At 69.7% G+C, this 20,878-nt stretch carries 20 protein-coding genes; 11 read left to right on the top strand and 9 right to left on the bottom strand.

Annotated features, from left to right (window positions below; all coding sequences use genetic code 11):
* Window positions 1-16: 16 nt before the first annotated feature.
* Window positions 17-1,270, top strand: coding sequence for an FAD-dependent monooxygenase (locus FGX59_RS24375; protein ID WP_138469740.1), 1,254 nt, complete (start codon window positions 17-19; stop codon window positions 1,268-1,270).
* A 53-nt stretch (window positions 1,271-1,323) separates the two neighbouring features.
* Here FGX59_RS24375 and efp read toward each other — a convergent pair whose 3' ends face one another.
* Entirely contained in the window at window positions 1,324-1,887 is a 564-nt protein-coding gene (efp, locus tag FGX59_RS24370) for an elongation factor P (protein WP_138469739.1), read from the bottom strand.
* Window positions 1,888-2,097: 210 nt separating this feature from the next.
* Between efp and FGX59_RS24365 the strand changes: the two genes are divergently transcribed.
* On the top strand, window positions 2,098-2,418 hold the full coding sequence (locus tag FGX59_RS24365) for a DUF6280 family protein (RefSeq protein WP_138469738.1): 321 nt from the start codon (window positions 2,098-2,100) through the stop codon (window positions 2,416-2,418).
* A gap of 97 nt (window positions 2,419-2,515) precedes the next feature.
* On the opposite strand, the gene FGX59_RS24360 is transcribed toward FGX59_RS24365, so the two are convergent.
* The 3 genes from FGX59_RS24360 to FGX59_RS24350 are packed head-to-tail and all read right to left on the bottom strand — an operon-like array spanning window position 2,516 to window position 5,121.
* Complete coding sequence (locus tag FGX59_RS24360; RefSeq protein WP_138469737.1) at window positions 2,516-2,962, bottom strand: hypothetical protein; 447 nt, start codon at window positions 2,960-2,962, stop codon at window positions 2,516-2,518.
* A gap of 34 nt (window positions 2,963-2,996) precedes the next feature.
* Window positions 2,997-4,418 (bottom strand): TolC family outer membrane protein, encoded by a 1,422-nt coding sequence (locus FGX59_RS24355; protein ID WP_240722684.1) that lies wholly within the window; start codon window positions 4,416-4,418, stop codon window positions 2,997-2,999.
* A gap of 49 nt (window positions 4,419-4,467) precedes the next feature.
* Complete coding sequence (locus FGX59_RS24350; protein ID WP_138469735.1) at window positions 4,468-5,121, bottom strand: protein-L-isoaspartate O-methyltransferase; 654 nt, start codon at window positions 5,119-5,121, stop codon at window positions 4,468-4,470.
* 213 nt (window positions 5,122-5,334) lie between these two features.
* On the opposite strand from FGX59_RS24350, the gene FGX59_RS37760 reads away from it, so the two are divergent.
* Window positions 5,335-5,676 (top strand): hypothetical protein, encoded by a 342-nt coding sequence (locus FGX59_RS37760; RefSeq protein WP_171060809.1) that lies wholly within the window; start codon window positions 5,335-5,337, stop codon window positions 5,674-5,676.
* Between the two features lie 6 nt (window positions 5,677-5,682).
* Here the strand turns inward: FGX59_RS37760 and FGX59_RS24340 are convergent, their stop codons facing one another.
* Window positions 5,683-6,234, bottom strand: coding sequence for a hemerythrin domain-containing protein (locus tag FGX59_RS24340; RefSeq protein ID WP_138469733.1), 552 nt, complete (start codon window positions 6,232-6,234; stop codon window positions 5,683-5,685).
* A gap of 85 nt (window positions 6,235-6,319) precedes the next feature.
* A complete protein-coding gene (locus FGX59_RS24335; protein WP_138469732.1) occupies window positions 6,320-7,507 on the bottom strand; it encodes an amino acid aminotransferase in 1,188 nt (395 codons plus the stop codon).
* A gap of 1,035 nt (window positions 7,508-8,542) precedes the next feature.
* Between FGX59_RS24335 and FGX59_RS24330 the strand changes: the two genes are divergently transcribed.
* The 4 genes from FGX59_RS24330 (at window position 8,543) to FGX59_RS24315 (ending at window position 12,522) form a co-directional block, all read left to right on the top strand.
* Window positions 8,543-9,316: a prephenate dehydrogenase/arogenate dehydrogenase family protein gene (locus FGX59_RS24330; RefSeq protein WP_138469731.1), complete on the top strand. Its 774-nt coding sequence runs from the start codon at window positions 8,543-8,545 to the stop codon at window positions 9,314-9,316.
* A gap of 205 nt (window positions 9,317-9,521) precedes the next feature.
* Window positions 9,522-10,532 (top strand): glycine betaine ABC transporter substrate-binding protein, encoded by a 1,011-nt coding sequence (locus FGX59_RS24325; RefSeq protein WP_138469730.1) that lies wholly within the window; start codon window positions 9,522-9,524, stop codon window positions 10,530-10,532.
* A gap of 63 nt (window positions 10,533-10,595) precedes the next feature.
* Window positions 10,596-11,486: a proline/glycine betaine ABC transporter permease gene (locus tag FGX59_RS24320; protein ID WP_138469729.1), complete on the top strand. Its 891-nt coding sequence runs from the start codon at window positions 10,596-10,598 to the stop codon at window positions 11,484-11,486.
* Window positions 11,443-12,522: a glycine betaine/L-proline ABC transporter ATP-binding protein gene (locus FGX59_RS24315; RefSeq protein ID WP_138469728.1), complete on the top strand. Its 1,080-nt coding sequence runs from the start codon at window positions 11,443-11,445 to the stop codon at window positions 12,520-12,522. The genes FGX59_RS24320 and FGX59_RS24315 overlap by 44 nt, the downstream gene beginning before the upstream one ends.
* 37 nt (window positions 12,523-12,559) lie before the next feature.
* Here the strand turns inward: FGX59_RS24315 and FGX59_RS24310 are convergent, their stop codons facing one another.
* On the bottom strand, window positions 12,560-13,318 hold the full coding sequence (locus FGX59_RS24310; RefSeq protein WP_138469727.1) for an SDR family oxidoreductase: 759 nt from the start codon (window positions 13,316-13,318) through the stop codon (window positions 12,560-12,562).
* Between the two features lie 192 nt (window positions 13,319-13,510).
* Between FGX59_RS24310 and ade the strand changes: the two genes are divergently transcribed.
* The 4 genes from ade to FGX59_RS24290 all read left to right on the top strand — a co-directional run bounded on the left by ade (window position 13,511) and on the right by FGX59_RS24290 (window position 18,500).
* The gene (ade, locus tag FGX59_RS24305; protein ID WP_138469726.1) at window positions 13,511-15,205 is read left to right on the top strand and encodes an adenine deaminase; all 1,695 of its coding nucleotides are present in this window, start codon (window positions 13,511-13,513) and stop codon (window positions 15,203-15,205) included.
* Window positions 15,198-15,875: a hypothetical protein gene (locus tag FGX59_RS24300; RefSeq protein ID WP_240722680.1), complete on the top strand. Its 678-nt coding sequence runs from the start codon at window positions 15,198-15,200 to the stop codon at window positions 15,873-15,875. The genes ade and FGX59_RS24300 overlap by 8 nt, the downstream gene beginning before the upstream one ends.
* A 1,331-nt stretch (window positions 15,876-17,206) precedes the next feature.
* The gene (locus tag FGX59_RS24295; RefSeq protein ID WP_138469724.1) at window positions 17,207-17,692 is read left to right on the top strand and encodes a DUF302 domain-containing protein; all 486 of its coding nucleotides are present in this window, start codon (window positions 17,207-17,209) and stop codon (window positions 17,690-17,692) included.
* A gap of 145 nt (window positions 17,693-17,837) precedes the next feature.
* On the top strand, window positions 17,838-18,500 hold the full coding sequence (locus FGX59_RS24290; protein WP_138469723.1) for a DNA-3-methyladenine glycosylase I: 663 nt from the start codon (window positions 17,838-17,840) through the stop codon (window positions 18,498-18,500).
* Window positions 18,501-18,555: 55 nt separating this feature from the next.
* On the opposite strand, the gene aqpZ is transcribed toward FGX59_RS24290, so the two are convergent.
* Window positions 18,556-19,266, bottom strand: a complete 711-nt coding sequence (gene aqpZ / locus FGX59_RS24285) for an aquaporin Z (protein WP_138469722.1) — start codon at window positions 19,264-19,266, stop codon at window positions 18,556-18,558.
* 170 nt (window positions 19,267-19,436) lie between these two features.
* Window positions 19,437-20,777 (bottom strand): proline--tRNA ligase, encoded by a 1,341-nt coding sequence (gene proS, locus FGX59_RS24280; RefSeq protein ID WP_138469721.1) that lies wholly within the window; start codon window positions 20,775-20,777, stop codon window positions 19,437-19,439.
* Window positions 20,778-20,878: the final 101 nt, after the last annotated feature.

Raw genomic sequence — 20,878 nt, 5'->3', positions numbered from 1 at the left:
AGAGGGCGCGATCCGGATGGACAATCCCGTCCGGGGCTTTCATCTATGCGGCATGGAACAGGACGTCCTCATCGCGGGCGGCAGCCTCAACGGCGCCAGCCTCGCTCTCGCCCTCGCCCGCGCCGGCCTGCGCGTGGCGGTGATCGACCCGCTGCCGGATGCGGCCCAGACCGCGCCGGATTTCGACGGGCGCAGCTATGCGCTGGCGCTGGCCAGCGTGCGCATGCTCGAGGTCCTGGGGCTCTGGGATCGGCTGGCCCCCGACGCGCAGCCGATGCTCGACATCCGCATCGGCGACGGCCGCGCGGGCGAAGGCGCGGGCCCCGCGACACTGCATTTCGACAGCCGCGAGCTCGGCGAGGGCCCGCTCGGGCAGATGGTCGAGGACCGCCACCTGCGCGCCGCGCTGCTTTCGGCGCTTCGCGAGACGCCGGGCATCACCCGGATCGAGGGCGCCGTGGCAGCGCAGGAGACCGCGCCGGGCCGCGCCACGGTCACGCTGGCGGACGGGCGGCAATTCTCGGCACCGCTTCTCGTCGGCGCGGACGGACGCCGCAGCGGCACGGCGGAGCGCGCCGGCATCGCCCGCAAGGTCACCGATTACGGCCAGACCGCGCTGGTCTGCGCCATCGGCCACGAACTGCCGCATCACGGCTGCGCCTACCAGATCTTCCTGCCGCCCGGCCCGCTGGCGATTCTGCCGCTGACCGGCAACCGCTCTTCCATCGTCTGGAGCGAGACCACCGCCCAGGCCGAGGCAATCCAGGCGCTGAGCGACGAGGAGTACCTGCAGGTGCTGCGGCCGCGCTTCGGCGATTTCCTCGGCCCGATCCACATTGCCGGGGCGCGCTATACCTATCCGCTGAACATGACCCTGGCGGAGCGCTTCACCGCCGAGCGGCTGGCGCTGGTCGGCGATGCCGCGCGGGGCCTGCATCCGATTGCGGGCCAGGGGCTGAATGCCGGGCTGCGCGATGTCGCAGCGCTGGCCGAAGTGCTGGTCGATGCCGCGCGGCGCGGCGAGGATCTGGGCTGGCCGCTGGTGCTCGACCGCTATGCCGGCTGGCGGCGCTTCGACACGGCGACGCTGGCGATCGCCACGGACGGGTTCAACCGGCTGTTCTCCAATGACAATCCGTTCCTGCGGCTTGGCCGGGACATCGGGCTGGGCCTGGCGAATGCGCTGCCGCCGCTGCGCCGCGGACTGATGCGCGAGGCGGCCGGGCTCAGCGGGGACGTGCCGCGACTCCTGCGCGGGCAGCCGCTCTGAAACGAAAAAGGCAGGGGTCGCCCCCTGCCCGTCCCTTGCCGTGAGCGCGCGGATCAGGCGCGTTCGGCGTATTCCATGGTCTCGGTATTGACGACGATGTCCTCGTCGGTGCCGACGAAGGGCGGCACCATCACGCGGATGCCGTTGTCGAGCAGCGCCGGCTTGAAGCTGTTCGCCGCGGTCTGGCCCTTCACGACCGGCTCGGTCTCGACGATCTTGCAGATGACCTTCTGCGGCAGCTGCGCCGAGAGCGCCTCGGAATCGTAGTACTCGATCACCGCGGTCATGCCGTCCTGCAGGAAGGGGCGCCGCTCGCCGAGGATCTCGGCCGGGATCTCGATCTGCTCGAAGGTCTCGCTGTCCATGAAGACCAGCATGCCGTCGGATTCGTAGAGGAACTGCTGGTCCTTCTGCTCCAGACGGACGCGCTCGACCTTGTCTGCCGAGCGGAAGCGCTCGTTCAGCTTGGACCCGTTGCGCAGGTTGCGCATCTCGACCTGGGCGAAGGCGCCGCCCTTGCCGGGCTTCACATGGTCCACTTTCACGGCGGTCCAGAGGCCGCCATTGTGTTCCAGGATATTCCCGGGACGGATTTCGTTCCCATTGATTTTAGGCATGACGCGGCTCGCGAAGTGGTTGAACGGGGTGTGGAGGCCCCTATATCGCCCGGGTAGCGATCTGGCAACACTCGCCGCCAGAGGGACGACATGTGTTAAGCTTGCGTTAGACGCATAGCGGTCATGACAGAAACGCAATATCGAATCGGTGCGGGAAATGCATATTGCCCTGCACCCGGAAAGATGCAAGAGCAAGAATAAGGAAACGAAATGGGCGAATTCGTCGATAGCACTGCTTTTAATCACGAGCAGGGCAACCGTGCCCGCAAACTGTTCGCGGCTGTTGTGCTTGCCGCACTGGATGACGCGATTGCGGATGACAAGAAATACGGCAATGGCCCCGAGCAGATCGCCCGGTGGGCCCGCTCGCGCGATGGCCGCGAAGTGCTGAGCTGCGCCGGGATCGACCCGAACGAGCGCGTCGTCGGAGGTCTCATGGAGTTCGTCTCCAAGGGCGTGCGCACCTCGGTGGCACTGTCCCGCGAAGAGTCTGAGCGCCGCCATGCCGCAGAGGCCGCAGAGGCCGCCTGAGCCTGACCCGGTTCGCCGGCCCCCCTTAAACAGAAGCGCTTCCCCGAAAGGAAGCGCTTCTGTTTTTTATCTGCTGGAACAGTACGGTACGGGGCTGTCAGTCCTGCCCCGCCGCCAGCGCCCGCAGTTCCTCGCGCAGGATGCGGCGGATATTCTCGTTGATCCGCGGCCCCATGCGGTTGCGGATTTCCTCCCGCAGGATCTCGCGGACCAGGTTGCGCAGCTTGGCTTCGTCGATCCCGGGAAGATCGGCCACCGGCTCCGCCTCTGCCGCCTCCGCCGCGGATACCGGCTCGAGCGGCAGATCCCAGCTCGGCTCGGACGCGGCCGCTTCGGCGGCGGGAACCTCCGTGCCATTCGCCGCGATCCGCGCATCGGCGCCCAGCACCAGCCGCCGCGCCGCGGCGCTGGCCTTCTCGCTGACCACCGGCATGTCGCGGTCCGGCCGCTCGGCGGCCTCGCGGTCCTGCTGATTCTTCACTTCCTTGGCGACCAGGCGCCGGATGGAGGCCAGGACCTCCTCGGGATCGCGGGCGGCGCTCATCCGAGCACCTCCGCTTGAGTCATCTGCCATTCTGTCACTTCCCCAGCGCTTTCAGCACTTTGTCGAGCTTGATCCCCTGTTCCGAGGTGAAGACGGTCGGGGCTGTCCGCACTTTATCGAAATAGGCGTTCTCGTCATAGGCCACGACGTCGAGACCCAGATTGTCGGCGGTGAGCTGCCCCATGGTCGAGAGCAGGAAGTAGTAGGCGTCCTGTTCCACGGTCAGCGCCTCGATGCGGCTGCCGCGGGCGTCGAGCAGGTCCTGCTCGGCGTTCAGCACGTCGAGCGTGGTGCGTGCGCCCAGCGTCGCTTCCTCGCGCGTGCCGTCGAAGGCGACCTGCGAGGCCTCGATCTGGCGCTCGGTTGCCTCGAGGCTGGCGACGGCGACCTGGAAATTCGCCCAGGCGAAGCCGACCCGCTCCTTCACGTTCAGCGTCGTCTGCAGCAGCGCCGAGCGGTTCTGCTCGAGCGTGGCCACCGCGCGGCGGTAGAGCGCGTTGATCTGGCCGCCCTGGTAGATCGGGCCGCCGAATTCGAGGCCGAGCGTCGCGATCGGCTCCATGTCGTTGGTGTTCGAGCTGGTGGAGCTGTCCGAATAGCCGACCGAACCGGTCGCGCTGAGCGAGGGCATCACGTTCCGCTGGGCGATGTCGACATTGATCTCCTGGGCGGAGACCAGGAACTGCTGCTGGCGGATGGCCGGATGGCCGCGCACGGCGGTGTCGCGCGCGGTGTCGAGGCTCGCGGGCATGCCCGAGAAGGACGGCGGCGGCGACAGGTCGCCCGGATAGCGGCCGACGGCCAGGTTGAAGGCCTCGCGCGCGGTCTCCAGATCGCCGTTTGCGGCAACCAGGCTGGCCTGGGCGGCGGCCAGGAAGGCCTCGGCCTGCGCGACGTCGGTGCGGGTCACCTCGCCCACGTCGAACCGGTCATTGGCGGCGCGCAGCTCTTCCTCGAGCACGCGGACGTTGTTGCGGCGCAGGTCGACGAAGGCCGCGGCCTGGCGCACCTGGGTATAGGCCTGCACTGCCGAGAACAGCACGTCCTGCTCCTGCGCGACCAGTGCCTGGCGCGCGGCCAGCACCGCCTCTTTCGCCGCCTCGACCGACAGCCGGTTGCGGCCGAACTCGAAGAGGCTCATCTGCGCAGTCAGCTCGAGCGTGTTGGTGATCGACTGGCTGTTCTCGCGCACCCGGGCCCCGCTGCTGGTGGTCAGCACATCGGTGTCGAGGTCCCAGAAATAGCTGCGCGAGGCGGAATAGGCGAGGATCGGCCTGAGCGCCGAGACCGCGATGGCGACATCCTCGTCGGAGGCGCGCAGCACGGCGCGGCTCTGCTCCAGCAGGTTCGAATTGTTGTAGGCGGAGACCAGCGTGTCCGTCAGGGTCTCTGCCGAAGCCGCGGACGCGGCAATCGCGGCCGCACAGGCCAGCAGGGTTGTCTTGATCTTGCGCACCTTGGGTCCTCTTTTCCTGCAGCGCTCCGCCGCCGGACAGGGCGGATCCTCAGAGCGCGAAGTCTTTCTTCTGCTCGAATCCCGGAAGGACGGGCGCCCCCGCATTGAAGGCAAACCGCCACGAAACCGTTCCGTTCACCTTGTACCCTACCCGCACGGCCCCGAGCGCGCCATCCACAAAGGGCGCGACGATGCGACCGCCATCCTTGAGCTGTGCCAATAGGGCATCACCGATTGCCTCTACCGCGCCCTCGATCACGATAACGTCATAGGGCCCGTGCTGCGCCAGCCCCTCCGAAAGCGGCCCTTCGATCACCGCGACATTGTCCGCGCCATGCTCGGAGAGATTCGCCGCCGCCTCGCGGGCCATGTCCTCGTCCTCCTCGAGCGCGACCACCGCCTCGGCCAGATGCGCGATCACGCAGGCCGAATAGCCCAGCCCCGGCCCGACATCGAGCACCAGGTCGCCGGGATGGATGTCGGCGGCTTCCAGCATCTTGGCGAAGGTGCGCGGCTCCAGGATGACCCGGCCGGGCGCGAGCGGCAGGTTCTCGCCGACATAGGCGGCATCCTTCAGCTCCTCCGGCACGTAGATTTCGCGCGGGACACGCAAGAGCGCCTCGATGATCGGGAACCTCGTCACATCCGCGGGCCTGACTTGCGTATCGACCATGATGGTGCGGCGATGGGCAAAATCGGTCATCTGCGAGAGCACTCCCCGGGCTGCATGGCGGACACGGGAGAACACATGGCACAGTCCCCCGCAGGGGGCAATGTGGACCGGCAAGCAATAAGGACGCATGAACTCCGGCGCGGAGGCAGGGTTTTCCGCTGGGTCAGGTTCTCCTGCCTCGTGCGCGCCGCGCGCCCGGCGCATTCTGGGCGCCAACGGATTTTCGGCAGGCAGGGGACCGGAATGCAGGGCATTCTCACCGGACTGGGCTTCTCGCTGGTGACGGCGCTGGTCGTCATCCTGGGCGATCTGGTCATCAAGCTGGCCGCCGATCGCGGCGCGATCTCCGAGGGGGCGCATTTCCTGACCGGGGGCTGCCTGCTCTATCTCGTCTCCGCGCTGATGTGGTTCCTGGCGATGCGGCACATCCCGCTCGGCGCCGCCGCGGTCGCCTATTCCGGCTTCACCCTGCTGGGCGCCTGTGCCCTCGGCGTGCTGGTCTTCGGCGAGCCCTTCCGCCTGCGCGAGGCCCTGGGCATCGCCTGCGCGCTGGCCTCGGTCCTCTTGATGCTGCCCTCGGAGTGATCCGCGCTAGCCCATCCCGTGGCGCAGGATGACCGGGACGATCAGGTCCTCCTCGTCCTCGAGATGCCGCAGCAGGAAGGGCTCGAACGCCTCCAGCGAGGCCAGCAGCCGCGCCGCCTCGTCGCGGTCCGAAGAGGCGCCGATTACCGCATTCGCTTCGGCCGAGAGCTGCTCCAGCCAGGGATCGAGCGCATGGTGGTCGCCGTCGAGCAGCCCGAAGCCGCGCTCCAGCCGCGGTTCCAGCCGCAGCATCTCGGGGAAGTAGTGGTGGTCCTCGACCCGGTGATGGTCATGCAGCCCGCCGATCAGCATGCCGCCATGGTGCCAGACCCGGTTGGCCATCACCTCGGGCGCGGAATTGCCGTCGAGAAAGCCCTGCAGATCCGTGCGCAGCAGCCCGGAGAGGCGGCGGAAGCCCAGATGCTTCTCGATCCAGAATTCGGCGAGCCCGTGAAAGCGGGGATGCGCGCTCCAGGCCGAGCGCGGCAGGTCCTCCACCAGCGCGCGCAGGGCGTCGGGCAGACCGGGGCGGGCAGAGAGGGAGTCGTCATCGGCCATGGCGGCACCTCCTGCGCGGAATATGAGACGCAAAAGGCGCGGGCTGTCTACCCGCGCCTTGATCGTCACCGGGTCCGGGGCCGGTTCAGCCGCCGACCACCTCGGCCACGGCCTTCGCCAGCAGCGGCACGGTCTCGCTGTTCAGCCCGGCGATGTTGATGCGGCTGTCGGAGACGCCGTAGATGCCGTGGGTCTCGCGCAGCTCGTCCATCTGCGCGGCGGTCAGGCCCAGCATCGAGAACATGCCGCGATGGCGCGCGATGAAATCGAACCGGTCGGAATTGGTCAGCCGCTTCAGCTCGCCCGCCAGCTGCTCGCGCAGCGCCAGCATGCCGGTGCGGACCTCTTCCAGCTCGGCCATCCATTCGGCCTTCAGCGCCTCGTCGGTCAGGATCATCGTGACCAGCCGCGCGCCGTGATCCGGCGGGAAGGAGTAGTTCTGGCGGTTGAGATAGGCCAGCGTCTTCTGCGCGCGGGCCGTCTCGGCGCCGCCGCGGGACACCGCCATCAGCGCGCCGGTGCGCTCGCGGTAGACGCCGAAATTCTTCGAGCAGCTCGCGGCGATGATCGTCTCGGGGCAGTTCTCGGCCACCAGGCGCACGCCATAGGCATCCTCTTCCAGCCCGTCGCCGAAGCCCTGGTAGGCGATGTCGATCATCGGGATCAGCGCGCGCTCGTTGAGGATGTCGACCACCTGGCGCCACTGCGCCTGGGTCAGGTTCGCGCCGGTGGGGTTGTGGCAGCAGCCATGCAGCAGGATCACGTCGCCCGGCAGCGCGGTGTCGAGATCGGCGATCATGCCGGCGAAATCGACTTCGCCCGACTCGGCGTCGAAATAGCGGTAGGGCTTGTGGGCGACGCCCATGTGCTTGAGGATCGAGATGTGGTTGCCCCAGGTCGGGGTCGAGTACCAGACCGTCGCCGAGGCATTGCCGAGCTTCACCAGGTCGAAGCCCTGGCGCACCGCGCCGGTGCCGCCCGGGGTCCCCACGCTGGCCACGTCGCCGCGCGGGACCGCGCCGCCGAGGACCATCGCGACCATGGCGTCATTGAAGTCGGGCGCGCCGGCCAGCGCGACGTAGGTCTTGGTGGTCTCGGTCTCCCACAGCGTCTTCTCCGCGGCCTTCACGGCACGCATGATGGGCGTGTGGCCGCTGGCGTCCTTGTAGACGCCGACGCCCAGATCGATCTTCTGCTCCCGCGCATCGTCGCGGTACATGGCCATGAGCTTCAGGATCTTGTCTTCGGGCTGGTCAGGCAGGGCGCTGAACATCGGAACCTCGCTGTCAGGAGTGATGCCGGGGGCTTAGGGGAAACACGCGCAAAGGGCAATGACCGGCTCCGGCGGAACCGGACGCCGCGCGCGGCTGCGCTTCGCCCGCAACGGCCCGCCCGGCGGCAGCCCCCCTGCGCGCCATGCCCCGGCGGCCCTGCGGGCCAGGGGGCCCCGCCGCCGCGGCTGCCCGCGCCGGGCACAGCTTCGGGGAGCAGGCGGCTTCCACCGCCAGCGAGGCCGGGGGCACCATCCGGCATTGCGCCTGCCGCAGCGGGCCGGACACGGCCCCGGTCCTGCGATGGACGGACCCCGGCGGCGCCGCTTTCGCCCCTCCCCTGCGCGCCATGGCCGGCCCCCTTCCCGCGGCATCCGGCCATGCGGACCGGGTCTTCGCGGTCGCCGTCGGCGACGCCCCCGCGCGATGGCGCCCGCCCCGGACAGGCAGCCGCTCCGGAGAAGTGCGCCGCCCAGCCGGCCGGGACAGGACGGCGGCGGATCCCGGATCCAGAGCGGCCCCCGCCTCCCGCCCGGCGAACCTGCCGCCTGCAGGGAAAGGGCGCGCCGCACCGCCGCAGGCCTGCGCGGCAGCCCGGTCGGCGGCGCAGTTCTGCGGCGACAGGAGGCGGCCCGGCCGGAGCGCGAACGGACCGCTCTGCCGGACTCGGACGAAGCGGGGGCCGGCGGCCGTGACACCCGCCCCTGCCTCCGGGATGCTGCAGTTCCAGCTCCCGGACAGGGCGCCGGGCGCGCCGGACGGGACAGTGCGGGCGGCAGCGCGGCGGAGAACCGGTCCGGGGCCATGATCTCCTGCCGCGGCACCGCCCCTCCGCAGCGGGACGGCCGGTGCCAGATTGACGGAGCCCCCCGATCCGCGCTATGGCAGCGGCATGACGAATATCGCGACCCTCTCTGCAATGTCCTATTACCCGCTGCCCTAGCAGCGGAGCATTCGTCATGTTCACCGCTGCCTCGTGCCAGCGGTTGAGCGCCTCGCCCCCATGACCCCTGGCTCCCTCTCTCAGGATCAGGATCATGTTCACCGGCTTTCCCTCTGTCACCATCATCGGCTTCGGCGCCTTCGGGCAGCTCGCCGCCAGCCTTCTCGCCCCGCATGCCGCCGTCTCGGTGCATGACCGCTCTCCCGCCGCACTTGCCGAAGCGGCGGAACGTGGCTTCGCGACGATCGCCGATCCGCGCGACATCGGCGCAGAGCTCGTCATCCTGGCCGTCCCGGTCCGGGCCCTGCCGGGCTGCCTCGGCGCGCTCGCCCCGCATCTGCGGCCCGGGCAGCTCGTCATGGATGTCTGCTCGATCAAGGAGGAGCCCGCGCGGCTGATGCGCCAGCTGCTGCCCGCCCATGTCGAGATCCTCGCCAGCCACCCGATGTTCGGTCCCGGCAGCGCGGCAGGCGGGATCGCGGGCTGCCAGATCGTGCTCTGCCCGGTGCGCGGCACGCGCTGGCGGCGGCTGGCGGCCTTCCTGCGCAGCCGGCTAGCCCTCGACATCGTCGTCACCACGCCAGAGGACCATGACCGCCAGGCGGCCATGAGCCAGGGGCTGACCCATCTGCTGGCACGGGCCTTCTCCGCGCTCGGCGAGCGGCCACGGATCCGCACCCGCAGCTTCGACCTGATCTCCGAGGCGCTGGCGATGGTCACCGACGACGCGCCCGAGATCTTCGAGGCCGTCACCCGCAGCAACCGCCATGTCGCGCCGCTGCGCGAGAGCCTGCTTCTGGCCCTCTCGGCGGCGGCGCAGGCGGGCGAGGACGGCAGCGCGGCGGCCGGGATCCGGCGGGAGGCCTGAACCCGGCGCCCCGCGCGGATTTCCGCCGGACAGTCTGTCCGGTTGCGCCTAGGGGTTGATTATGGTCTCTTTCTTCCACGCTCCGCCCGTCGCGCCCCGCCGCCAGGCCCGCCCGCGCGGAGAAATCGCCCATTCGGGGTGGTGACCGCGGCCCGGTCCGGAAGGCCGCCGCGGCAGACACACGAAGAGAGAGCGGGAGATTCCCATGACATTTTCCAGACTGAGCGCGGCCGCCATTTTCGGCCTTGCCGCCTCCGCCGGCGCCGCGATGGCGCAGACAGATTGCGGCGACGTCTCGATTGCCGAGATGAACTGGGCCTCGGCCGAGCTGATGGCCAATGTCGACGCCATCATCCTGGAAGAAGGCTATGACTGCGACGTGGAGCTGATCCCCGGCGCCACCAACACCACCTTCGCCTCGATGAACGAGAAGGCCCAGCCGGATGTCGCGCCGGAACTGTGGATCAACGCGGTGCGCGATCCGCTGTCGGCCGCCAAGGAAGAGGGCCGCCTGCAGGCGCTGAACGACGGCCCGATCACCGGGCTGGGCGAAGGCTGGTGGGTCACCAGCGAATTCCACGAGGCCCATCCCGAGATCGACACCGTCGAGAAGATGCTGGCGCACCCCGAGCTGGTGCCCGATGTCGAGGATCCCGATCTGGGCGCCTTCATGGGCTGCCCGGCCGGCTGGGGCTGCCAGCTGGTCAACGCCAACCTGTTCCGCGCCTTCGACATGGAGGAGAAGGGCTGGAAGCTGGTCGATCCGGGCTCCGCGGCGGGTCTCGACGGCTCGATCGCCAAGGCGGTGAACCGCTCCGAGCCCTGGTTCGGCTACTACTGGTCGCCGACCGCGGTGATCGGCAAGTACGGCCTGGTCATGCTGCCCTTCGAAACCGAATGGGCCGGCCGGGAGAACTGGGACGGCTGCATCGCGATGTCCGAGCAGGACTGCCTTGATCCCAAGCCGACGAGCTGGACCAAGTCCGAGGTCGAGACCGTGGTGACCAAGGGCTTCCTCGACGAGGGCGGCATCGCCCAGGACTATTTCAAGGCGCGGGTCTTCCCCGGCGAGGTGATGAACGCGATGCTCGTCTACATGACCGAGAACCAGGCCAATGGCGAGGATGCCGCCTACGAGTTCCTGATCGAGCATGAAGACGTCTGGACCCAGTGGGTGCCCGAGGATGTCGCCGAGAAGGTCAAGGACGCGCTCTGAGCGCGGCCCAGGCCCCTGCCCGCCCGCGGCTCCGGCCGCGGGCTTTGCTATGAAAGGAGACCCATGCTGGACTTCCTGACAGAATTCCCCTCGCTCGGCCGCCGCGACCTCTCGGCGCTCCGCCAGGGGATCGACGAAAGCTTCCGGACCTTCTCGCGCGCCTATGGCGAACAGCTCGAAGCCTTCTTCAACCCCCTGCTGAAATTCCTGGTCTGGTTCCAGGATCTGCTGACCGACGCGCCCTGGCCGCTGGTGATCCTGGTGATCGCCGCGCTGACCTGGTTCGGCGCGCGCAGCTGGAAGATCACCGGCGGCACCATCATCGCCTTCCTGCTGATCGGCATCTTCGACATGTGGGAAGACACGATGGCGACCCTCGCCATGATCTCGGTGGCGACCTTCCTGTGCATCGCGATCGGCATTCCGCTCGGCATCCTGATGGCGCGCTGGGACCGGGCGCAGGCGCTGATCACGCCGGTCCTCGACGTGATGCAGACGATCCCCAGCTTCGTCTACCTGATCCCGGTCGTCATGCTCCTGGGCATCGGCAAGGTGCCGGGGCTGCTGGCGGTCTGCATCTACGCGCTGCCGCCGATCGTGCGGCTGACCAATCTCGGCATCCGCCTGGTCGACCGCGAGGTGATGGAGGCGGCCGAGGCCTTCGGCGCCTCCTACCGGCAGAAGCTCTTCGGGGTGCAGATCCCGCTGGCGCTGCCGAATATCTTCGCCGGCGTCAACCAGACCATCATGATGGCGTTGTCGATGGTCGTCATCGCCTCGATGATCGGGGTGCAGGGGCTCGGCGTGCCGGTGCTGCGCGCGATCTCCAACCAGTACCTGGCGCTGGGGCTGATGAACGGGCTCGCCATCGTGGCGCTGGCCATCATCTTCGACCGCGTCAGCCAGACCTATGGCAAGCGCCTGCAAGCCTATCGGGAGACCGGCCGTGAGTGACGAGGAACCCAAAGTCCGCATCAAGGAGCTCTACAAGATCTTCGGCGACAACCCGAAGGCGGCGCTCGGCGATGTCCGGGGCGGCATGACGAAGTCGGAGCTGCTGGAGCAGAAGAGCCACGTGCTGGGGCTGCGCGACATCAATCTCGACATCCCCGGACGCAAGATCCAGGTGATCATGGGGCTGTCGGGCTCGGGCAAGTCGACGCTGATCCGCCACCTGAACCGGCTGATCGAGCCCACCTCGGGCGAGATCTGGGTCGATGGCGAGGACGTGCTGGCGATGAACGAGAAGGCGCTGCGCGACCTGCGGCGCTTCAAGATGTCGATGGTCTTCCAGAAATTCGGCCTGCTGCCGCACCGCACGGTGCAGGAGAATGTCGAATACGGGCTCGGCATCCAGGGCGTCGATGCCGCCGAGGCCGCGGAGCGGGCGGCGAAATGGATCGTCCGGGTCGGGCTCGCGGGGTTCGAGGGGCACTATCCCGGCCAGCTCTCGGGCGGGATGCAGCAGCGCGTCGGCCTGGCGCGCGCGCTGGCGACCGATGCCGAGATCCTGTTGATGGACGAGGCGTTCTCGGCGCTCGATCCGCTGATCCGCACCGACATGCAGACGATCCTGCTGGAGCTGCAGGAAGAGCTGCACAAGACGATCATCTTCATCACCCACGATCTGGACGAGGCGCTGCGGATCGGCGACCGCATCGCCATCCTGCGCGACGGCGAGATCATCCAGGCCTCGGATCCGCAGGACATCCTGATGAACCCGGCCGACGCGTACATCACCGATTTCATCCAGGACGTGAACCGGGCGAAAGTGGTGCGGATGCGCTCGATCATGGGCCCTGCCGGTCCCGCCCAGGGCGCGCCGGTCGCCCCCGGAGAGACGATCGAGGAGGCGCTGCAGAAGCTGCATTCCGCGCCGGACGGCTGCTGCCCGGTCACGGTCGACGGCGAGATCCGCGGCACGGTCGGCATCGACGCGGCGATCCGGGCGCTGAAGGCGCCCGGAACCGCCAGCGCGCATTACAGCTGAGCGCGCGGGGAGAGGGCGGGCCCTCTCCCCCCACCCCTCACCCGGCCATCTTCGTGACAGCGTTGCCGCCATCGGCATAGAGCGCCGTGCCGGTGACGAAGGAGGACTGGGCGGAGAGGAGGAAGAGCGCCGCGCGGGCGATCTCCTCCGGTTCGGCCATGCGCCCGAGCGCATGCATCGCCCGCACCGCCGCATGGACCCCCGAATCGGTGCCCGCCATCGGCGTCATCGTCCCGCCCGGCAGGAGCGCATTGGCGCGGATGCCCGCGCTGCCGAGCTCCGCCGCCAGCACCTGCACGAGCCCGGTCAGCCCCGCCTTGGCCGCCGCATAGGCGCCCATTCCCGGCAGGCCGATCCCCTGGCCGACGAAGGAGGAGGTGAAGACCAGCGCGCCACCGCCGCGCGCCCGCAGTGCCGGGATCTGCTGCCTTGCCGCCAGGAAGGCGGATGTCAGGTTCACCGCCAGCACCTCGTCCCAGTCGGATGCCGCCATCGCCTCCACCGGCCCGGCAGGCCCGGTGATCCCGGCATTGTTGAACGCCCCGTCGAGCCCGCCGAAGCGGTCAGAGGCGAGCGCGACCGCCGCCGCCGCATGGGCCGGGTCGCGCACATCCCCGGCCAGCGCCGCCGCGCGACCGCCCGCCTCCACGATCTCGGCCACCAGCGCCTCCAGCAGGGCGCCGCGGCGCGCGCAGAGCACCACCGCCGCGCCCTCGGTCGCGAAGAGCCGCGCCGCCGCCGCGCCGATCCCGCTGCTGGCGCCGGTGACGATCACTGTCTTTCCCTCGAGCTGCATGTCCTGTCCCTTTCATTCAGTCCCGGCGCCAGCCTGCCCGCGCCCCATGCCGCGGGCGACCCGGAGGATGCGCATTGCCCGCCCCGGCGCGCCGCGCTGCCGCATCCCCCGCCGAAACCGCGCCGCCGCCTTCCAACCCCCCTGGCTTTCCTCCATACTCCGCGGGACACATCCTCTGGCGGAGACGCATCCATGTCGGATCTCGAAAACCGAATTGCGCAAGGCAGGGGCGACCAGCCCGCCGATCTGGTGCTCCGCGGCGGGCAGCTGCTCGACCTCGTCACCGGCGCGCTGCTCGAGGGCGACGTGGCGGTCTGCGGCGACACGATCGTCGGCATCTGCGACAGCTACGAGGCCGAGCGGGTGATCGACGTCACCGGGCTGATCCTGGTGCCGGGCTTCATCGACACGCATCTGCATGTGGAAAGCTCGCTGGTCACGCCGATGGAATTCGACCGCTGCGTCACCCCGCGCGGCGTCACCACCGCGATCTGCGACCCGCACGAGATCGCCAATGTGCTGGGCGCCAAGGGGATCCGCTGGTTCCAGGACTGCTCGCGCCACACGCTGATGGATCTGCGCGTGCAGATCAGCTCCTGCGTGCCCTCGACCCATATGGAGACGGCAGGCGCCAAGCTCGAGGCCTCGGATCTGCGGCCGCTGATGGGGCACCCTTCGGGGATCGGCCTGGCGGAGTTCATGAACTATCCCGGCGTGATCCACCGCGACCCGGCGGCGCTGGCGAAGCTGCGCCTCTACCAGCGCGGCCATATCGACGGACATGCGCCGCTGCTGTCCGGCAAGGACCTCAACGCCTATGTCGCCGCGGGCATCCGCACCGAGCACGAGGCGACCAACCCCGAGGAAGCGCTGGAGAAGCTGCGCAAGGGCATGCGCATCCTGATCCGCGAGGGCTCGGTGTCGAAGGACATGCACGCGCTGCAGCCGCTGCTGACCGAGCGGACTTCGCCCTACATGTGCCTGTGCACCGACGACCGGAACCCTCTGGACATCGCCGAGCACGGCCATCTCGACTACATGATCCGCACCCTGATCGCGCTCGGCACGCCGCCGCTTGCCGCCTACCGCGCGGCGACGCTCTCGGCGGCGGAGGCCTTCGGGCTGAAGGACCGCGGCATGATCGCGCCGGGCAAGCGCGCCGACATCGTCGCCATCGACAGCCTGGAGGGCTGCAACGCGCAGCTGGTCCTCGCCGCAGGGGTGGAGATCACCGATGCCGCCTTCGCCGCCCGCCCGCCGGTGCAGCCGATCGGCCGTGCCTCGGTCCGCGCCCCCGAGGTCGAGGCCGAGAGCTTCCGCCTGGCCGGAAATGCCGAGGCGACCGACGTGATCGGCATCCGCGAGGGGCAGATCCTGACCGACCACCTGCACGAGACCGTCGCCATCGCGAATGGCGACAAGCGGCCGGACGCCAAGCGCGACCTGATGCGCATCACCGTGATCGAGCGCCACGGCAAGAACGGCAATATCGCCAACGGCTTCGTCCGGGGCTTCGGCATGCAGTCCGGGGCGATCGCCTCGACCGTCTGCCATGACCACCACAATATTGCCGTGGTCGGCGCCGACTATGCCGACATGGCGCTGGCGGCGAACCGGCTGAGCGAGATCGAGGGCGGCTTCGTCGTCGCCCAGGGCGGCGAGATCCTCGCCGAGCTGGCCCTGCCGGTCGCCGGGCTGATGAGCCTCGCCCCCTTCGAGGAGGTCAAGGACCGGCTGGTCGATCTGCGCGCCGCCGCCAGGAGCCTCGGCGTCGTGCTGGAGGAGCCCTTCCTGCAGCTCGCCTTCCTCGCCCTGCCGGTGATCCCGGCGCTGAAGATCACCGACCGCGGCATGGTCGATGTCACGAAGTTCGAGATCATTGCGTAAGCTGCTGCTCCCCGCCCTTCTCCTGCTCTCGGCCTGCGCGACGCGGCACCTGACCGGGACCGAGGCCGCCTTCCTCGAGACCACCCATGGCGCGGGGCTCGACACCTCGAAGATGGTGCTGACCAAGGGCGCGCTGATCGGCACCTATCCGATGACCCGGCCCGCGCGGCCCTCGGTGACCTGCCGCGAGAAGATCTGGCCGCCCGAGAAGGGCACGGTCACCGGCTATGTCGCCGGCGTGGCGCTCTTCGACCGGGTGATGGTGGCGCGGCGGCTCTATGACGAGGATTTCCTCGCCGATTACCCCAGCGAGCTGCCGCTGCCGAAGGCGATGTTCCTGGCGCATGAGGCGACCCATGTCTGGCAGTGGCAGCAGCGCGCCAAGACGGGCTACGCCCCGCTGAAGGCCGCGGCCGAGCATGGCGTCAGCGAGGATCCCTATCTCTTCGAGATCGCCGAGGACCGCGACCTCCTCGATTACGGCTACGAGCAGCAGGCGAGCCTGGTCGAGGAATATGTCTGCTGCCGCGCGCTCGACCCCGAAGGGGCGCGCACCGGCCGGCTGCACGAGCTGCTGGCGCCGCACCTGCCCGGCCTCGCCGGCGACGAGGCGGCGCAGTCCGTGCTGATCCCCTGGAAGAAGGCCGAGATCAAGGGCATCTGCAGCTAGCCCGGTCCGCGCCGCGCGCATGCCCCTCCGCCTTCCCGCCGCCCGTGTTGCGGCGGCGCCTTGCCGTCGGCACGGGCTCTGCTCCGATCCCCCGCCAACGTCGCGCGTCCGCGGCAGGAGACGGCAACGCAACCGCAAGCCCCCGCGCCCCGGTCCGCGCCACAGGGCCGAGTCCGCAATCCCGTTCCCCGTCCGATGCCTCGCCAGGCGGCCCCGGCGAAGCGGCACGGGTCTTTCATCCAAGGGCCGGTCCCGTCTCTCCGGCCGCGGGACAGCCAAGGCCGCACCGGCACCGCGCGCCGGGCCCCCGGATCGGCATCCCCGCGCGCCGCAAGCCGCCGACATCGCGCGTCCCCGGCAGGAGACGGCAACGCAACCCAAGCCCCCCGCGCCCCGGTCCGCGCCACAGGGCCGAGTCTGGAATCCCGTTCCCCGTCCGATGCCTCACGGGCAGCCCCGGCAATGCGGCGCGGGTCTGCCATCCTAGGGCCGGTCCCGTCCTTGCGGCCGCGGGACAGCCAAGGCCGCACCGGCACCGCGCGCCGGGCCCCCGGATCGGCATCCCGGCGCGCCGCAAGCCGCCGACATCGCGCGTCCGCGGCAGGAAACAGCGGCGCCACCGCGCGTTCCGGCATCCCGGCCGCGTCTGCTCAGCGCCAACCCTGTCAGCAGTCCCAGGCTGATGCGCCAGCTACATCGCCCCGGCGGGCAGGCGCGCGCTCGCGCGGCACAATCCTGGCCCGGCATGGCCATTTCCGCCAATGTCAGAGCAGCGGGCTCTGCCGGTGCCACATGTCTGCCTCCAGCGCGGTGCAGCGGTGACCGCGTCTCGCGTCTGCATCGGGAGACAGCGGGTCCAACCGGGGGCACAGGGCCGGCCCGCTCCGCGCGCGACCTCCCGGGACTTCAGCCGGGCAGCCCCAACGGGCGGGCCGCGGCGGCCAGGCAAGGTCCGGTCCCGGCCACGGCCCTTCCCGTCGGCGCCCGAACTGCCGACTGGACCGGCACGGCGCCCCCTGCCTTGCGTGAAGGACCGGCGCGGTTTGCATTCGGCTCCGATGCCCCGCGTCTGCGGCAGGAGGCGGCGGAACCAGCCCCCCGGCCACGGCCAGCAGGCCGGGGGCGACCATCGCTGCGATCGCTTTCCCGGGCTGTGCAGCCGACCCCGGGCCCGGCGCGCGGCCCGGCCAACCGGCTCCCGCACCGGGAAAACGACCTCCTCCAGACGGCCCTGAACTGCCGCGCGTCCCGTTACATTCCGCTCGCCGGAGCGTGACTGTTCCGGAGCGGGCCGCCATGGCAGGATCGGCGCCAGGAAGGAGACCCCCGGAATGCGCCCTGCCCGCCTGCTCATCGCCCCGCTTGCCCTCTGCCTCGCCCTCGCCGCGGCGCTGCCCGCCACGGCCGCGATCGACCGGCCCGGCTGGGCCAGCCTCGACACCTCGAAATCCTATCCCGAGCTCGTCGCCGCCGTGAAGAAAGCGGCCACCGCCGAGGGGATGAGCGTGGTCACCGAAGCCGGGCCGACCGAGGCAGCAAAGGCCCGCGGCATCGAGATTCCCGGCAACCGGGTCATCGGCATCTTCAGCAACGACTACGCCGTGCGGATCCTGCGGCTCTCGACCGCGGCGATGATCGAGGCGCCGCTGAGGATGTATGTCACCGCCAATCCCGACGGCACCGCGACGCTTTCCTGGAAGCTGCCGAGCACGGTCTTCGCCCCCTACGAGGACGAGGGCGGCGCGCCACTGGCCGCCGCCGCCGAGGAGCTCGACGCGATCTTCGAGGCGATCGGACGCGAGGCGGCAGCGCCCTGACGCCGCCCGCCTGCCAAGGGGCCCCGTCCCGCGCCCGCCCCCGCGCGGGCGCCTCCCCGGCATCCCGCCTGCGCGGCCGTTTCCGCTACGCGCTGCCCTGCCGATCCGCTAGGCTTCGGCCCAGGACCCGCCCGGAGGCTGCCAGATGAGACATTTCGACGAGATCTTCGCCATCGCCGCCGAACGCAAGGGCGGCACGGAGAGGCTGGAGGCGCTGCTGCCCGTGCCCCGCCCGCCCGAAGAGCTGGCCGCGATCCCCGAGCACCGCTGGCTGGCGAGTTTCGCCCGGCATCTCTTCGCGCCGGGGCTGAGCTGGTCGGTGATCGAGGCGAAATGGCCGGGCTTCGAGGAGGCTTTCGGCGGTTTCGACCCGGATGCCTGCGCGATGATCGCCGATGACCGCTTCGACGCGCTCCTTGCCGATGCCCGCATCGTCCGCCATGGCGCCAAGATCCGCGCGGTGCAGGAAAATGCCGTCTTCCTGCAGGAACTCCGCGCCGAGGGCGGGATCGGCCGGGTGGTCGCCGACTGGCCGGGCACGCGCTATCACGAGCTGATCGCGCTCCTGAAGACCCGCGGCGCGCGGCTCGGCGGCAGCACTGGCCCCTATGCGCTGCGCGCCATGGGCCGCGACGGCTACATCCTGTCGAAGGATGTCACCGCGCGGCTGGTCGCGGAAGGCGTGGTGGAGAAGGCGCCCGGCTCGAAAGCCGCGATGGCGGCGGTGCAGGCGGCCTTCAACACCTGGGCGGAGCAGTCAGGCCGCGGGCTGAGCCAGATCAGCCGGGTGCTGGCGGCCAGCATCTAGGCGCCGCCGGATCAAGTCCGGCGGGGGACAGGGCCCCCGCCCGCAGCGACGGGCCTCACTCGGCCGGGTGTGCCGCGCTGTAGCCGTCCTCGAGCCCCTGCCAGACCAGCGCCCCGAGCACCCCGCCCGCCAGCGGCGCCACCCAGAAGACCCAGAGCTGCAGAAGCGCCGGCCCTTCGGCGAAGAGCGCCACGCCGGTTGAGCGCGCCGGATTGACCGAGGTGTTGTCGATCGGGATCGAGATCATGTGGATCAGCGTCAGCGTCAGGCCGATCGCCAGCGGCGCGAAGCCCGCGGGCGCCCGCGGCGAGGTCGAGCCGAGGATCACCACCACGAAGACCGCCGTCAGCACCACCTCGGTGACGATCGCCGCGGTCATGCCGAATTGCTGCGGCGAGGCCTCGGCGAAGCCGTTGGTGGCAAAGCCGCCAGCCCCGGCGAAATCCGCCTGGCCCGAGACGATGAAATAGAGAAGCGCCGCCGCCGCGATGGCCCCGGCCACCTGCGCGATCCAGTAGGGCGCCACGTCCTTGGGGTCGAACCGCCCGGCCACCGCCAGGCCGAGCGTCACCGCCGGATTGAAATGGCCGCCCGAGATATGGCCCACGGCATAGGCCATGGTTGTCACCGAGAGGCCGAAGGCCAGGCTGACGCCCAGCCAGCCGATCCCGACATCGGCAACGCCGGCCGCCAGGATGGCGCTGCCGCAGCCTGCGAAGACCAGCCAGAAGGTTCCCACGAATTCCGCGAAAGCTCGATTGAACATTGCTAACACTCCCCCGACCGCAGACCCGACGCTGCGTGCCAGAAGAGTAGCGGAATACCGGAAGCGGGACATAGCGCTAATTCGCCATGCGTCAACAATTCCCGCCGGACGCCGGAAACCGGTTCCGCAGGGGCGGGACCGGGACGGCAGGGGCCGCCCGGTCCGGCCGGTCAGGGATGCTTGCGGTAGATCTCGACGACCTGGTGCACCGCCGCCTCGGGGGCGAGCTCCACGCTTTCGCCGGTCCGCCGCGAGGTCAGCTCCACCACGCCGTTCTTCAGCCCGCGCGGGCCGACGGTGATCCGCCAGGGCAGGCCGATCAGGTCCATGGTGGCGAACTTGGCCCCGGCCCGCTCGTCGCGGTCGTCATAGAGCGGCTCCAGCCCGGCCGTCTTCAGCTGGTCGTAGAGGTTCTCGCAGGCCGCATCCGCCGCCGCGTCGCCCTGCTTGAGATTGACGATGCCGCAATGGAACGGGGTAACCCCCTCGGGCCAGATGATGCCCTTGTCGTCGTGGTTCGCCTCGATCAGCGCGCCGAGCAGGCGGGAGACGCCGATGCCGTGGCTGCCCATGTGGACCGGCACCTTGTTGCCGTCGCCGTCCTGCACGGTGGCGCCGAGCGGCTCGGAATACTTGGTGCCGAAATAGAAGATCTGGCCGACCTCGATGCCGCGCGCCACGCGGCGGCGCTCTTCGGGGATCTGGCTGAAGACCGCCTCGTCATGGGTCTCGTCGGTGCGGGCATAGCGCGAGGTGAACTCCTCCAGCACGCCCGCGCATTCCTCGACGCTGTCGTAGTTGATCGCGCGGTCGCCGAAGGTCAGATCGGTGACTTCGCTGTCGTAGAACACCTCGGATTCGCCGGTCTCGGCCAGGACCAGGAATTCATGCGTGTCCTCGCCGCCGATCGGGCCCGAGTCGGCGCGCATCGGGATCGCCTTCAGCCCCATCCGCTCGTAGGTGCGCAGGTAGCTGACCAGATGGCGGTTATAGGCGTGCAGCGCAGCCTCTTTCGTGAGGTCGAAGTTGTAGCCGTCCTTCATCAGGAATTCGCGGCCGCGCATCACGCCGAAGCGCGGGCGGATCTCGTCGCGGAACTTCCACTGGATCTGGTAGAGCGTCAGCGGCAGGTCCTTGTAGGACTTCACGTAGCTGCGGAAGATGTCGGTGATCAGCTCCTCGGCGGTCGGGCTGAACAGCAGGTCGCGGCCGCCGCGGTCCTTGATGCGCAGCATTTCCTCGCCATAGGCGTCGTAGCGGCCCGACTCGCGCCACAGATCCGCCGATTGCAGCGTCGGCATCAAGAGCGGGATATGGCCCGCGCGCTCCTGCTCCTCGTGGACGATCTGCTGGATGCGCTCCAGCACGCGGAAGCCCAGCGGCAGCCAGGAATAGATGCCTGCCGAGGCCTGCTTGATCATGCCCGCGCGCAGCATCAGGCGGTGGCTGACGATCTGCGCCTCGGCGGGCGTCTCCTTCAGGACGGGCAGGAAGTAGCGGCTCAGGCGCATATGGGGTCCCCTTGGAAAACGGTCGCGCGGGTTTTCGGCGATTGCGCGGCGCTTGGCAAGGGAGGGCGGCGGTTTCGGGCCCGGCAGGGCCCGTTCGCCGG

The sequence above is a fragment of the Poseidonocella sp. HB161398 genome, assembly GCF_005870025.1.
In the GTDB taxonomy this organism is placed as follows: domain Bacteria; phylum Pseudomonadota; class Alphaproteobacteria; order Rhodobacterales; family Rhodobacteraceae; genus Mangrovicoccus.
The sequence above is the reverse complement of the archived record's forward strand: the minus strand, read 5'-3'. Positions and strand labels throughout refer to the sequence as shown.

Excerpts from the sequence above, each read along its gene's own strand:
- FGX59_RS24375 (WP_138469740.1), top strand. The coding sequence starts at position 17 with ATGGACAATCCCGTCCGGGGCTTTCATCTATGCGGCATGGAACAGGAC.
- efp (WP_138469739.1), bottom strand. The coding sequence starts at position 1,887 with ATGCCTAAAATCAATGGGAACGAAATCCGTCCCGGGAATATCCTGGAA.
- FGX59_RS24365 (WP_138469738.1), top strand. The coding sequence starts at position 2,098 with ATGGGCGAATTCGTCGATAGCACTGCTTTTAATCACGAGCAGGGCAAC.
- FGX59_RS24360 (WP_138469737.1), bottom strand. The coding sequence starts at position 2,962 with ATGAGCGCCGCCCGCGATCCCGAGGAGGTCCTGGCCTCCATCCGGCGC.
- FGX59_RS24350 (WP_138469735.1), bottom strand. The coding sequence starts at position 5,121 with ATGACCGATTTTGCCCATCGCCGCACCATCATGGTCGATACGCAAGTC.
- FGX59_RS37760 (WP_171060809.1), top strand. The coding sequence starts at position 5,335 with ATGCAGGGCATTCTCACCGGACTGGGCTTCTCGCTGGTGACGGCGCTG.
- FGX59_RS24340 (WP_138469733.1), bottom strand. The coding sequence starts at position 6,234 with ATGGCCGATGACGACTCCCTCTCTGCCCGCCCCGGTCTGCCCGACGCC.
- FGX59_RS24335 (WP_138469732.1), bottom strand. The coding sequence starts at position 7,507 with ATGTTCAGCGCCCTGCCTGACCAGCCCGAAGACAAGATCCTGAAGCTC.
- FGX59_RS24330 (WP_138469731.1), top strand. The coding sequence starts at position 8,543 with ATGTTCACCGGCTTTCCCTCTGTCACCATCATCGGCTTCGGCGCCTTC.
- FGX59_RS24325 (WP_138469730.1), top strand. The coding sequence starts at position 9,522 with ATGACATTTTCCAGACTGAGCGCGGCCGCCATTTTCGGCCTTGCCGCC.
- FGX59_RS24320 (WP_138469729.1), top strand. The coding sequence starts at position 10,596 with ATGCTGGACTTCCTGACAGAATTCCCCTCGCTCGGCCGCCGCGACCTC.
- FGX59_RS24315 (WP_138469728.1), top strand. The coding sequence starts at position 11,443 with ATGGCAAGCGCCTGCAAGCCTATCGGGAGACCGGCCGTGAGTGACGAG.
- FGX59_RS24310 (WP_138469727.1), bottom strand. The coding sequence starts at position 13,318 with ATGCAGCTCGAGGGAAAGACAGTGATCGTCACCGGCGCCAGCAGCGGG.
- ade (WP_138469726.1), top strand. The coding sequence starts at position 13,511 with ATGTCGGATCTCGAAAACCGAATTGCGCAAGGCAGGGGCGACCAGCCC.
- FGX59_RS24295 (WP_138469724.1), top strand. The coding sequence starts at position 17,207 with ATGCGCCCTGCCCGCCTGCTCATCGCCCCGCTTGCCCTCTGCCTCGCC.
- FGX59_RS24290 (WP_138469723.1), top strand. The coding sequence starts at position 17,838 with ATGAGACATTTCGACGAGATCTTCGCCATCGCCGCCGAACGCAAGGGC.
- aqpZ (WP_138469722.1), bottom strand. The coding sequence starts at position 19,266 with ATGTTCAATCGAGCTTTCGCGGAATTCGTGGGAACCTTCTGGCTGGTC.
- proS (WP_138469721.1), bottom strand. The coding sequence starts at position 20,777 with ATGCGCCTGAGCCGCTACTTCCTGCCCGTCCTGAAGGAGACGCCCGCC.